Source organism: Desulfosporosinus sp. FKA, assembly GCF_002196785.1.
Classification (GTDB): Bacteria; Bacillota; Desulfitobacteriia; order Desulfitobacteriales; family Desulfitobacteriaceae; genus Desulfosporosinus; species Desulfosporosinus acididurans.
Map to the genome: position 1 here is coordinate 1 of NZ_NAHZ01000011.1, position 12,865 is coordinate 12,865.

The 12,865-nt window shown below is 37.3% G+C and carries 14 protein-coding genes and 1 pseudogene; 6 read left to right on the top strand and 9 right to left on the bottom strand.

Translation table 11 applies throughout. The annotated features are described in order from the left end of the window. Nucleotides 1-119: 119 nt before the first annotated feature. From B5771_RS25160 to B5771_RS01785, 5 genes are all read right to left on the bottom strand, one after another. A complete protein-coding gene (locus tag B5771_RS25160) occupies nucleotides 120-1,130 on the bottom strand; it encodes a hypothetical protein (protein ID WP_348982924.1) in 1,011 nt (336 codons plus the stop codon). 86 nt (nucleotides 1,131-1,216) lie between these two features. Further along, on the bottom strand, nucleotides 1,217-1,690 hold the full coding sequence (locus B5771_RS01770; protein ID WP_088185982.1) for a pyridoxamine 5'-phosphate oxidase family protein: 474 nt from the start codon (nucleotides 1,688-1,690) through the stop codon (nucleotides 1,217-1,219). A 154-nt stretch (nucleotides 1,691-1,844) separates the two neighbouring features. Then, nucleotides 1,845-2,036, bottom strand: a complete 192-nt coding sequence (locus B5771_RS24975; protein ID WP_282433305.1) for a hypothetical protein — start codon at nucleotides 2,034-2,036, stop codon at nucleotides 1,845-1,847. A 77-nt stretch (nucleotides 2,037-2,113) separates the two neighbouring features. Then, complete coding sequence (locus tag B5771_RS24980) at nucleotides 2,114-2,371, bottom strand: GNAT family N-acetyltransferase (RefSeq protein WP_282433306.1); 258 nt, start codon at nucleotides 2,369-2,371, stop codon at nucleotides 2,114-2,116. A 699-nt stretch (nucleotides 2,372-3,070) separates the two neighbouring features. Next, a complete protein-coding gene (locus tag B5771_RS01785; protein ID WP_088185984.1) occupies nucleotides 3,071-3,454 on the bottom strand; it encodes a cytidine/deoxycytidylate deaminase family protein in 384 nt (127 codons plus the stop codon). 348 nt (nucleotides 3,455-3,802) lie between these two features. On the opposite strand from B5771_RS01785, the pseudogene B5771_RS24625 reads away from it, so the two are divergent. Together B5771_RS24625 and B5771_RS01795 are read left to right on the top strand one after the other, a co-directional pair. Further along, a pseudogene (locus tag B5771_RS24625) lies at nucleotides 3,803-3,916 on the top strand (HicB family protein); the annotation flags it as partial. 181 nt (nucleotides 3,917-4,097) lie between these two features. Further along, on the top strand, nucleotides 4,098-4,307 hold the full coding sequence (locus tag B5771_RS01795; RefSeq protein ID WP_047808197.1) for a hypothetical protein: 210 nt from the start codon (nucleotides 4,098-4,100) through the stop codon (nucleotides 4,305-4,307). A 28-nt stretch (nucleotides 4,308-4,335) separates the two neighbouring features. On the opposite strand, the gene B5771_RS24050 is transcribed toward B5771_RS01795, so the two are convergent. Beyond that, entirely contained in the window at nucleotides 4,336-4,503 is a 168-nt protein-coding gene (locus B5771_RS24050; protein ID WP_172408120.1) for a hypothetical protein, read from the bottom strand. A 113-nt stretch (nucleotides 4,504-4,616) separates the two neighbouring features. Between B5771_RS24050 and B5771_RS01800 the strand changes: the two genes are divergently transcribed. From B5771_RS01800 to B5771_RS01820, 3 genes are all read left to right on the top strand, one after another. Further along, a complete protein-coding gene (locus B5771_RS01800; RefSeq protein ID WP_088185985.1) occupies nucleotides 4,617-4,868 on the top strand; it encodes a hypothetical protein in 252 nt (83 codons plus the stop codon). Nucleotides 4,869-5,319: 451 nt separating this feature from the next. Further along, nucleotides 5,320-5,724: a type II toxin-antitoxin system HicB family antitoxin gene (locus tag B5771_RS01810; protein WP_088185986.1), complete on the top strand. Its 405-nt coding sequence runs from the start codon at nucleotides 5,320-5,322 to the stop codon at nucleotides 5,722-5,724. A 513-nt stretch (nucleotides 5,725-6,237) separates the two neighbouring features. After that, entirely contained in the window at nucleotides 6,238-7,401 is a 1,164-nt protein-coding gene (locus B5771_RS01820; RefSeq protein WP_088185988.1) for an MFS transporter, read from the top strand. A 529-nt stretch (nucleotides 7,402-7,930) separates the two neighbouring features. On the opposite strand, the gene B5771_RS01830 is transcribed toward B5771_RS01820, so the two are convergent. Continuing rightward, nucleotides 7,931-8,203, bottom strand: a complete 273-nt coding sequence (locus B5771_RS01830) for a hypothetical protein (protein WP_088185989.1) — start codon at nucleotides 8,201-8,203, stop codon at nucleotides 7,931-7,933. A gap of 564 nt (nucleotides 8,204-8,767) precedes the next feature. After that, nucleotides 8,768-9,961 carry a hypothetical protein gene (locus B5771_RS01835; RefSeq protein WP_088185990.1) on the bottom strand — a complete coding sequence of 398 codons (1,194 nt, stop codon included), beginning with the start codon at nucleotides 9,959-9,961 and terminating at the stop codon, nucleotides 8,768-8,770. Nucleotides 9,962-10,555: 594 nt separating this feature from the next. Here B5771_RS01835 and B5771_RS24055 point away from each other — a divergent pair. Then, entirely contained in the window at nucleotides 10,556-10,711 is a 156-nt protein-coding gene (locus tag B5771_RS24055) for a hypothetical protein (RefSeq protein ID WP_172408121.1), read from the top strand. 87 nt (nucleotides 10,712-10,798) lie between these two features. Here B5771_RS24055 and fusA read toward each other — a convergent pair whose 3' ends face one another. Continuing rightward, nucleotides 10,799-12,820, bottom strand: a complete 2,022-nt coding sequence (fusA, locus tag B5771_RS01840; RefSeq protein WP_088185991.1) for an elongation factor G — start codon at nucleotides 12,818-12,820, stop codon at nucleotides 10,799-10,801. Nucleotides 12,821-12,865: the final 45 nt, after the last annotated feature.

A 12,865-nucleotide genomic window follows, 5' to 3' on the forward strand; every position in this document is an offset into this window, starting at 1 on the left:
TTCATTTGGGATGACCTCCGTTATTTTGATTGGATTCTGTTGGCCAACAGTCCTTTCAAATTGTAACGTGAGGTCTCCTTTTTAACAAAGCTCATTTTTTTCTAAATACAGGAATGCTCCTAATATTGTGCTAATGCGTTTGCAAACAATGACCACCACATAATCAGCTTACCGACACCATTTAGGCCTACTACTACTCCTGAATTATTAATAAACACGTACGATACAAGGCTTCCTGAAATTACAATAGCATATACACCATTTGGCGAAGTCATGAATCCTGTTACCGGATAGGCAGAAGACGCAATCAATGGAGAACCTATAAGTGTTCCATTTAAGTCGTATACATAGCAATAAAAATTACCCCCAGAAGCATAATTAAAAAACACCCTGCTAGTATATGAACTTACTATTGCGGGTTCAGCCATTAAAGGAGAATTATACGTATGAATTAAAGTGCCGTTTTTGTCTGTTAGATACATCGGATAGTTATTAAAAGCCCAAAGCATATGATCCTTAGAAACATTCATAATTTGGGTATTAGCTTGCGAACAAATTATTGTGCTTACTAAGGTTCCTGAGCTATTAAAACCGTAAGCTTTTCCATCTGGTGCGGATGAATTATAGGCCCATAATAAACCAGTGTAGTCATCATAACAGGCTGGAGCATATCCTGTAGGTAAATTTTGAAGATGACCATCAATATTTTGTTTGAGTTGTGCTCCTTGCACTGTCCCTCCGCTTGTATATCCTGCCGGAATTGTTTGTGCTGAAACTGATGGAGTATAATTTAACGCTCCATTATTCGGCATCGTGCCACTAATGCCTGTGTCGTTATCGTTGCTGAATGTTGTCCCAGCTAGTACGTTTGTAGCAACGGCAGTACCTTCCGCACTAGCTTTGATAAAAAAACAGTTACCAGATTGACTCCACCATACGGTATAGGCTTTACCAGCGATAAGATTTGGCGCTGTCGTGGTATTTGGTTTGTATAGCGGTGAGCCATTTATCGTTGTCGAAGCTCCACTGTTTGCTGCACTTGCAATAAACGTCATGGGGAAACCGTCTGTCAAAGTTTCTTTGATTGTTAGGGTTATTGCTGTTGCGGTTCCACCTGCGGTTTGGTACATATAATCGGCCTACTGTGCAATAAAAGACCTGCTTGATTTTTATATCAAGTACAGGTCTTTTATCGAATATAATCTAAAAATGCGAATTAATAATGGTCTTTTCCAGTATAATTTTGAACGATAATTTTAAATACAGAAACGCTATTAACTGTTCCATCATCAAATGAAAAATCCTGTCCAGTCTGGTGTTTCATTAACAGCGATAGCGCTTTTTTCTTTTCTTCAATGGCATCTATAAAGACAACCCTACCCTTTCCAATAATGCTTTTAAAGTAATATCCATATTTACAGGCTATATCCGCTGTAATAAGTCTATGTTCACAATCCATTTCAAAACATACATCGCTGTTCTCTCTCAATGCACAAATTTTTCTTCCTTCCTTTGCACTATGGAAAAATAACACCAATTGACTATTTTCATAAGTATAGCCGAAATTCATTGGCACAATATAAACCCCTGCTTTATCGTGCATAGCAATTCTACAAATTTTACACTGGTCAATAATCTGCATTAATTCCTTTAGTTCTGTTACCTCCCTATCTTTTCTTCTCAAATTCATCATACTCCTTTAAATATTATTGCTACACATTTTGCGTCTACTGCCTAGGAAAAGACCTACTTGGTTTTTATACCAAGTACAGGTCTTTCCACAAATAGGATCAGAAGTAAGTGTAATAAAGTTATGCTCAAACCCCTATCAAAGTTTTTCGCTATTATATAATAAATGAATACATTAACTCTCTTGCAATTTCTGATGTTTTCGGATATTGCCTTACCCCATCGTCCTTCACTAAGGTTAATCCAATTTTATCCATAACTTTACATGAGGCAGCGTTCCTAAAATCGCAATGTGCCACTAAATTAGAAACTTTTAGTTCATTTACTGCAAAGTCCTTTACTGCCATAGCCGCCTCAGTTGCATAACCATTACCCCAATTATTTTTTATTAATTATCCAGCCTAATTCGGCATAAGTTCGCTGTTCATTCAAATAAACAGAAACAGCACCAATTTGTTTTTTCTTCAAGGGTTATGGCAAATTCATAAAATTTTAACTGGTCTTTCTTCCACTCATTTGTGATACGCGTTAAAAAATGCGATGTTTCTTCTATTGTATCATTTGGCAAATGTATCATATATTTAGTGTTTTCAACATCTGATGCATATTCATGAACAGTGTCTAGATCTTCAATATCTAATGGTCGTAAAACTAACCTTTCAGTTTTTAGTACAAAAGACATTTCTATCTCCTTTGTTAGTAAAAAAGCCTTTATTACAGGACATAAAAATAGTTTATTTTTTCAATTTTCATGATATAATTTCTCCTATACATATACGTTTTTTTCAAGCTTCCGTTGACACGGGGGCTTCTTTTTTTTGTGTGATTATGAAGAAAATAGGCTGTCCAATGGTTGACGCAACAGGCAAAGCAGTTGAAGAAACCGCAAGTAATATTAAGATATAAAGAGAGGATGGTATATGATGGAGGACAATAAAAGATTTGTGATATCGATTTTACTTATCACTATGATTATCATTTTTGTCGTTATAGATAAGGGAATAGTAATCGCATCTACCACAGCAGTGGGTATATTAAATTATTGGTTCAAGTCCAACTACCGAAATCGTTGAACTTTTCGCATTTTACGTCTTTAGCGAAGGTCAATCGGTGGCCATTTTTTTAGAGTCCGATAAGAGCGATGTAAATTGCAGCAGCGTTTAACGTTCCATGCATTCCCGACGCGTCACAACCACCTTCATCTTTGCCAGTGTTGAGAATGACGTGTTATTCGATGCCACGGCAGAAGCACGCTCGCAAATCTCTAAGATCATGTAAATCCTGAACCAAATTACATTCATACGTTCAAGCCCTGAGTGGATTATTTCGTGATGCGGCTATCCTTATTTTAATCTTCCGCCGTTAAATGAATTATCTCAACCTAAGGTGCTAGTAGAAACCAATCAAAATCTATACGATAATCCCGACCGAAAACTACCCGTTTTATCCCGGACGAAATAATTAACTTTGAGCATTCGGCACATGGACGATCGGAAATATATATTGTTGCGCCATTTCGTACGTCAGGAGTACATTCTAATAACGCATTTACCTCTGCATGTATTGTTCTGACACAATGATCGTTGACAATTAGACATCCCTCATCTATACAATGTGGTAGGCCAGCCGCGCTTCCGTTGTAGCCAGTTCCCTTAATTCTCCTATCTTTAACAATTACTGCACCTACACTGCGTCTCGGACAGGTGCTTCTGCTGGCTACCTGAGACGCAATATCTAAGAAATAAGAATCCCAATCTTTACGCAATCTTTTTCCTCCTCACAGATAAACCCCAGTAACTCTGTCATTAGACTTAGTGGTTTCGGATAACGTTATATTAACAAACGTAGTTCGTATAACCTCAAAATCAAGAGGTATTACCGAACTAGGTTCGTAATATTTTAACTCTATATGTCTTCGCCTTATTGGAATAAATATCCTTCTGCGCCTGATAAACAACATTTTGACAAGTTCATAGAAACCTAATTCATCGTTTTATGGTAAATTCCTCCCCCTTATTTTTACACTTTGAAATTCTATTCTATTTTATTTTTGCGCACGTAGCATTGTTCTTCCACACGTCTCGCTCTCCCAATAACGTCACAACCGAATATAAAAACCTTTACGATTCCAGCATTGTTAAACACTATCGCTGAGGAGCGTAATATTAATTTCTCGCAAGCCCTACAAAATGCCTTAAAGGACCAACTCGGTATTGTCAACAGCTGATTAGATATAATGAGTTTGCAGCATGAACAAATAAATAATATATTAAGCAGCCTTAACCGGCTTACACGCTCATGTGTTTTTCGCCTTACTTTCGTGAGTTATTTACAGGGTTTTAATCTTTTTTGTCGAAAATATGAGATTGACCATATCAACAGAACAGAAAAAGACAGGAGTTGTTTACTTGAAAGATTTTAAAGAATTCGTAGGGCAAGTAAGAGAAGAACATTATGCAAATGCTGTGGATGCCATTGACCAACTTGGAATTCAGATCCCATTTCCTTTGACTCAAGAGAATTCAAATGACTTGGCTGGCATAATAACAGTCATGAGCACTATTTGCGCTTTTGAACTTCTCGAGAAATATCACAATTGGTTAAATAGCCCTGAGTAGTTTAAGCAAACTCCTTAATCAGCACTAATTACCCACGCCGAACTGAAACTTGCTCTTTCAGCTCGGCTTTTTTGTGATCATTAACCGTCGCATCAACAGCTGCCCAAAAGCCAAGACCGCGTTTCACTTGACTAACACGAGGAGTAATGGCTTTCTTTTGCTCTGCCTCTATCATGAAGCGCAGGCTTTTACTCAATGGTTTCACTTCCATTTCGCTAAATATTCACAGGAATATTCCTTTTTTGCGTCGAAGTTGATAGTTGATAATTGTTTAGACAAACCAATCCATACAGGAAGGAGATGAAATCAATGAGTTTGATAGGCAACAATCTGTCCGATCCAATTGAGCAAGATGAAAAAGGAAAACATGTTTATAAACAGGATTGTCATAATATCAATATCTGCAAGTCCTATGGGGAAATCAGCTTTGCATGTTTAGCAGGGGCTATCGCGAATACTCGGTGCTCATTAGGGGAAAAGATGCGGATAAGAGTATTGAATGACTCTAACCCAAACGCTACTTACAAACCCAAGAAACCGATACCTGAGAAACCAAATTAAGTTGTGAATCTAGACTGCTTGATAAGTTCAGCACTTTTCAATATCGAGATTGCTTCGTTAACTGTAAGTTTTTCTTTGCGGAGAACGCTTACAAAATCTGAAGCAATCTCTTCTTTTTTCTGTTTTATTTTTCTGTTGTCACCGAAATATTTCCGAATTGTAAAAGCTTATGTGAAGTATATTGCGAAACCGTTTTGCGCACGTGTTAATACGTGTTATAATAATTACAGAAGGGGGGAGGAAATAAATGAAAACAAGTGAGCTACTTAAACTACTAGCAAACAACAACATAAAATTCAATAGGCATGGTAAAAACATGACCTTTATTACAGCCCCATAACAATAAATCCTTCCCTGTCCCAAGACATAAAACAGAAATTTCGGAAGGCACACTCAATAGCATACTGATTGATGCGGGATTGAAATAAATAATATAAAGGAGATGTAAAGAATGGCAAAGTATTTATATCCTGCGATCTTTACCTTAGAATCCAAGGGAAACTATACAGTGAATTTTATTGATATTCAGGGTTGTTATACTCAGGGAGATAATTTACAAGATGCTTATGATATGGCAGAAGACGTATTATGTTTACGTCTGTATGACATGGAGGAATCTAATGAACCTATTCCCTCACCTTCGAATCCGGCAGATATAGTCGTGGAAAAAGGTTCCTTCGTAGCTCTAGTTAACGTTGATACCCTTGAATATCGAAAACTTTATGATAATAAAGCGGTTAAAAAGACTCTAACTATTCCAAGTTGGCTTAACGCACAAGCCGAAAAGGCTGGCATAAACTTCTCTCAAGTTCTTCAAACTGCTTTAAAAGACCAACTTAATATTGCCGACAACTAATTAAATATAATGAATTGTAAGCATAAACAAGTGACACTTGCTAGTATTTTTTTCTATAATAGGCTCAGAACGTCTTCAAACATGGAAGCTATTTTATTCTTTGCGAAGATTCCGGATGTATGGGAACCATTTTCACTTGCGAAAGTGGGGGTCTTACGATTGGATAAAAAAAAAGCCCCTCTCAAGGGAGGGGTATATAAAGGTATAATAGGTATTTGGGTATATAGGTAAATGGGCATATGGCTGTATTGACATACGTAATAATAATACTTACTGACCGAAAAGACAAATCACATCTTTTAAAGTTTAGTATAAGAAATACTTATGCAAGAAAATCCACCTCCAATCCAAGGGAGTGGGCTTTCGTCATGCCCAGCGTCCAGCAATGCTGTTTATTTTATCTGGCTCATGGTCTCTGATTAATCGCTTGGGATTTTTTATGGTTTTTTCCAATACCCAATCTTTATTGTGTTATACTAACAAATGACTAATTTCACTTGGGGGGGTAATAACGTGTCTGGCATAACGTTTAAAAGAAATCTTTTAGCTGCAATCACTATCCTATTTTGGTTTGCGCAATATGTCTACATACCATTCCTTACACCCTACCTGCTATCTCTTTCGATATCGGCAACAGTTGTGGGAGTTATTGTTGGAGCATACGGAGTCACCCAACTGCTTTTAAGGATTCCGTTAGGAATTATTACCGATATCGTCGGAAATCACAAAATTTTTATCATTATAGGTGCTTTCTTAGCCGGCACTTCTTCCATCATGATCATACTTTTCGGTTCACCTATTATGCTGTTTGTAGCTAATGCCCTATCAGGAGTTGCTTCTTCAACCTGGATCTCTTTTACTTTGCTTTATTCTTCATACTATGACAAATCAGAAGGTACGAAAGCAATTGGCCTTATCACTTCCCTTATGAACCTCGGTATTTTAGCTGCATTTTTACTCGGTGGAGTTTTTGAACAATTGGGCATCCGCTCACTGTTCATTTTAAGTTTTATATTCGGTATGACCGGCTTCATTCTCTCATTCTTTATCAATTCTGAGACTGCAGGCCGAACAAATGTTACTACCGCTAGTCTTATAAAAGTTATGAAGAATAAGAAACTACTAATAGTCTCTCTTTTGGGCGGTTTTGTTTGGTTTTTAATGTTTGGAACTGTGTACTCCTTTACAACGAGTACTGCAAAAGAGCTTGGTGCAACAGGCCTCCAACTTGGTGTTATTTATGTTTTATTTAGCGTTATGAATATTGTAGGCGCCTATTTCGTCAGTACAAAGGCTTCGAATAAACTTGGCGAAAAAAATAATATAACGTTAGGCTTTATCTTACTGGCGGCATATTGTGCAGGAATAGCCGTCGCTCCTAAGCCTATCTGGTTCTTCCCGCTCCAAATGATCGGCGGGTTTGGAGCAGGCATCCTCACAGCAATTCTTATGGCAATTGCAGTAAGAGGCTTTGATGCAGATAAAAAATCCACGGCTATGGGTTTTTATCAATCGATATATTCACTCGGTATAACGTTTGGACCAATAGTAATGGGGATCTTGATCGACCATTCGTCTAAAGTCTTTTCGTTTTCTGTCATGGCTGTAATTGCCTTAGCCTGTTCCGTTTTCGTGTTAGCAATGTATAAGCTTAGTCCTCTATTTAAACAAGCTTAACGGAAGAGTCAAGAATCTTATCGCCATGCATGGCGCACACAAAAGGGCGCTTATCAGTTTTCATGATCAGCGCCCTTTTGGAATTCAGCTTGTAAGAATTTTGCCGAATAATGATGTCTGAATTAAACAGCTTGAAACTTAGTTCCGCACTTGGGACATTCCGTCATCCCACTAAAATAATCCCAGATTGAGTGACACATTTTGCACTCTTTTATAAAAGGAACAAATGGAGCAATATTCTCCGTTATGTTATTCTCGATTTGATTTGGTTCTCCAGTATATTGTTCCCCAGAATTTTCAACCTCAGACTTGCTAACAGCAATAGACACAAGACAACGTCCTTTCCTCCATAATCGAATATTCTTATAGATAATTATAAGAAAATCTCGACAACTCCGTCAATTAAGAACCCCCCTCGTAATTCGCACTATATTTCACTTATTTAAAGGAAATTATGCGTTTTCGGGAAAAAATTGCTTCCCTTCCTCCAAAGGTAGCTCAGACTCTTTTTCAGGGTGCGAGATGTTAATTATTGTAAAATAAATAGTTTGTGTTCTTCGAGAACAGATTCTAATTCAAGCATATACATGCTTGTAACTTCTCTATTGTCCGAACTCATTTCTGCTAGTTCATTAAAGCTTATTTCATTTTGGCACTTTAATAACGTCCGCAGTATCCCTCGGCTGGCTAAGGGGATCATCCAAAAAGTATTGGGATGTTGCAGCGTTTCAAACCAAGATTCAATTTTAGTTCGATTGGCAAATATCTTGGCAAGAATTCCATTTTCTCTCGAATCAATCATTTCTTAAGCTTCCTCCCTGTTGACAAAATGCATATTGACAATATATTCAACACAAAAACACATAAACCTTCTAAACTTAAAAATTAGCTTCCCTTTAATTCAACTTAATACAAATAGAATGAAGATTTTGTATTGACAAAAAAGACTCTCATCATTTAATGACGAGAGTTGACGGAGGGTAAATCAAACGCCGCTAAACATTATGCCCAAAGGCTTGGACAAATACCTTCAAATGTTTGCCAAATACAGCTCTGTCATGGCCTCTTACGAAATGAGGAAAATCGAAAGGAAGTCAAACAAAAAACCTCCGCGTCCGGAGGTTTAAAGCGCAATGCCCCATTGTATATCCCGCTAAAAGATTCTGAGGGACACAGTTTTAAGAAATCTTCTTCATTTTAAAAAATCATGAGACTAAGAAAACTAAGTGGTATAAATATTTTTCTTACGACATATTATACTATATATTTACATATTTGTGTTAAAAAAGTATCTTGGTAATTTATCACATTAGAACCTGTATAAATTAATAGATAAGAAAAAGCCCTCTCTAGGAGGGCTAGTTAATTAATTACTTTTTTGTTCCATTTTTAACAAATCCGTCATGTTAAAGGAGTTTGCCGCGTTAACTTCCGGAATTTGAATTTCTATCGGAGAGTTTATGCCGGAAATATCCGAATTATAATTAAGAATCATTTCCAAACTACCTTTTGGAGTATCTGCAGCAGATGATTTTTTGTCAATAGTACTCATGAATTGACTCAATTGATTTAAATCAATTTTAAGGTCAATGGTTCCACTCTCTTTTACTACATAACCATTATCGATATAATATTTTAGATCGATCCCCTTATCCCCTAAAAGAGTGACATTTTTCAGCTTATCCATTTGAGCATTAAACGATGCTAAAAAAACAGTTTTACTAGCATCAAATTGTTCAAAAGCCTTATCAAAAGCTTGGATGCTTTTTTCCTTGTCCGATGCTTGACTCATTTGCAGCGTGGAATCAACTAAATTTTTCACAAAATCCATAGCTTCTTTATCTTGACTAAAATTGTTAACGGTATACCGGATTAAATCTTTAAATTGCTGATCATTAAGTCTAATTTCATAGCATCGGACTAACTTATAGCCATCATCCGTTGATATTGATTCAGTTGAATTAGCGACGGTGCTAAAATTCGGGTTAAATCGACTTGCATAACTTTTTAAAAAGTCAATTTCCTTTTCTTGAAATGTTTTGCTGAATTCTAGAAGTTGCTTCAGGCTTTCATTATCCAAACCAGAATCTTTCGTATCCAAAGGGTTCATGACTAAATAATCTTTGTTTGCAGCCTGTTGAGGCAAAGAACTTTTGGCAACTAAAGGAAGTTTTATAATTTCCTTAAGTGACGGAGTATCCCCTGTTAAATCCGAGTCTACCCAAACGGGGATATTAATTTTCATTCCCGGAGTAACTACATCCACAATAGCTTTGCTCTTACCGACTGTTTTTTGATCATTATATGTAGATTCTACATCAAAATTGAGCGAAGCATTATTTAACAGCGCAGCAACAGAATCGATTTGTTGTTGCACCTGAGGATCAAACCCCTGGCCACTAACGTGAAGATTCATCGTTGTTTGAATATGTGATGAATTAATCGTTTGCATGTTCAAGGCAGCGTTAAGAATTTCCTGTTCATTACTGCTGCAACCTGTTAAGACTAGAAGCAACATCATAGCTAAAGCAAACCAGATAACTATTTTTTTCCTTTTCATTCATTTCCTCCCTCTCAACTATCTTAAATTGACTCTGTTATATTATAATATACTTCCTACTACATTGTATATCGGCAAATTAGAAATAATTATCAGGTTAAATTATTTTTCTTGTTTAGGCAAAGTGAATTCGGGCCCACCCCCACTTATAAAAGTGGGGGGCTTAAAACTGGATCAAACAGGGGGCTATGCTCTACGAGTCCTAGGTTTATGTTTTTATTCTGTAACCGAAAAACTTCTCAAGATAGTAAATAGAAAGCCACATGTAAGCAAGGTAATAATTAATTTCATAATCAGCATCTCTTTCAATTCGTTAATATGGGTAAGTTACCCTTGCTTTTAAGATTACACTAGAATTCTTATAATTCCATGAACATTATATTAATAATTTATTAAATTTTTTGCAGGCATGTTCTTGATGTGTCACCTCTAAATACAGAAGTCTCGGCGTTCAGCATAACTTTTCCGCATAAATTAATAGCATTATGTTTAAGATACTTTAGTCCTGGGGAATACATTAATTTTTCTAACATTTATTATGTCAACTCAGGAAATACTGTATGGGGAATCAGTAAACTACAAGGAGGGTTCATAATGAGTAAAGATAAGGATAGAAGAGAAGAATTAGCCGCAAAATATCCTGAAGTAGAACAACATTTTCAAAATATCAAGCAAGAAATGTATGAGCCTCAAATCGAGAGATTAGGAGAAACGAAAAAGGAACAAAAGCAGCGTACAGAAGGTCATTAAGGAATTGTCTTTAAACAAAGCACCAAAAGAAGGACTGATATTCAGAGAGGTATCAGTCCTTCTTCCCGTTCTATCTTACAGCAAGTACTAATGATTATGGGCTACCTTAAGCTGATTTACGATGGTTTCGCTGATTCTATCCGGAACCTCATCGTACTGAAGGAATTTAAGAGTAAATGACCCTCTTCCTTGAGTAAGAGCCCTTAAATCAATAGCATAACGCATCATTTCTGCCTGAGGCACGTGAGCCTTAATAACTTGACATTTTCCAATGGACTCCATCCCTAATACTTTTCCCCGTTTCGTATTAAGATCCCCAATGACATCACCCATGAAGATTTCAGGTACTTTGACTTCAACTTCCACCACCGGCTCGAGCAACGTTGGTTTTGCCAATTCCACTCCCTTGCGAAAGGCAATCATAGCGGCTAGTTTGAACGCCATTTCCGACGAATCAACGGAGTGATAAGAACCATCACAAAGAGTGACCTTAATATCGGTCACAGGATATCCAACCATAGCCCCTTCTGCCATGGCTTCACGGATTCCCTTTTCCACAGCAGGAATATACTGTTTGGGGACTGACCCTCCGAATATCTCCTCAGAAAATTCGAAGTCTTTGCCATCTAAGGGTTCCAGATTAATCCAAACATGTCCATATTGTCCATGCCCGCCCGTTTGTTTTTTATGCTTGCCTTCAACTTTCACGGCTTTACGAATCGTCTCACGATATGGAACGCGAGGAACTTTGATAGCTACAGCAACTCCAAACTTACGAGCTAATTTTTCCTGAATAATATCGAGGTGCATTTCACCTAAACCCATCAACAATAATTCTTTCGTTTCTATATTTTTGCTAAGTTTGATAGTTGGGTCTTCTTCAGCTAATCTTGCTAAAGAGTTGCCCAATTTATCTTCATCGCCCTTGCTCTTTGGTTCAATTGCCATCGATAATGTTGGAATTGGAAAATCTATATCCTCTAATTGGAGCGGATGTTCTTTAGTGCATAAGGTATCCCCAGTTTTTACACTTTGCAATTTAGCAGCCACCGCTATATCTCCCGCTGGAACAGATGTAATGGGCTCCTGGGTTTTGCCTTTCAAGTAAAAGGGTTGACCAATTTTTTCTTCGACGTCGCGATTAACATTATAGACCATGGTTTCCGAGCGAAAAGTCCCTCCATATACTCGAAAAAAAGACATTTTTCCAACATAGGGATCAGCAAGGGTTTTAAAAACTAATGCAGACTTTTGTGGTAAAACCTCAGGTGAAGGAACTATATCGACAATGAAATTAAGAAGATTGTTAATGCCTATATTCTTATACGCTGAACCGCAAAGTACGGGGACCACGAGATTTTGCTTCAATGCTAAACGTAAAGTAGCTTGCAAATCCTGACACGTTAAAGATTCGCCATCAAGATATTTCGTCAGGACTTCATCATCAGCTTCAGCAACCGCTTCTGTCAGTTGTTCTTGCAGAAGGTTTAATTCATCTTGATAGTCTTCAGGAACTTCTTGAATTACATACTTGCCGCTTCCATTTGTCTCATAAGCATACATTTTATTTTCGAGAATATCGATTACTCCATGAAAATCTGCTTCAAGTCCAACTGGAATTTGTAAGGGAGCAAAGCGGGCATCAGGATATACGTCTTTCAACTGTTCAATAATCTTATTAAAATTAGCATTCTCACGATCTAGTTTGTTGATAAATACAACTCTCGGCAGCTTCTTTTCTTCCATAAGTTCCATAGTAATTTCAGCCTGCACTTCCAGACCTGATACACCATTGAGGACAATTATGCCGCACTCCGCAACCCTCAGTGCACTTATGACTTCCCCAATGAAGTCTGAATATCCCGGAGTATCGAGAACATTGACCTTAACTCCTTGCCATTCAACAGGAATAAGACTCGTACTAATCGACACTTTGTGCTTAATTTCTTCTGGCAAAAAATCAGAGACTGTGTTTCCTTCAGTGATTTTGCCGATTCGGTTGATCACACCTGAATTGAAGAGAAAAGCTTCCGACAGAGAAGTCTTTCCTACTCCACCATGGCCGACCAGACAGATATTACGAAGATTTTTCGTGTCATAGTTCTTCAAGACGATCCCTCCTAGTATGTTATTAAGAAAAGGTCTTAGCCTTTT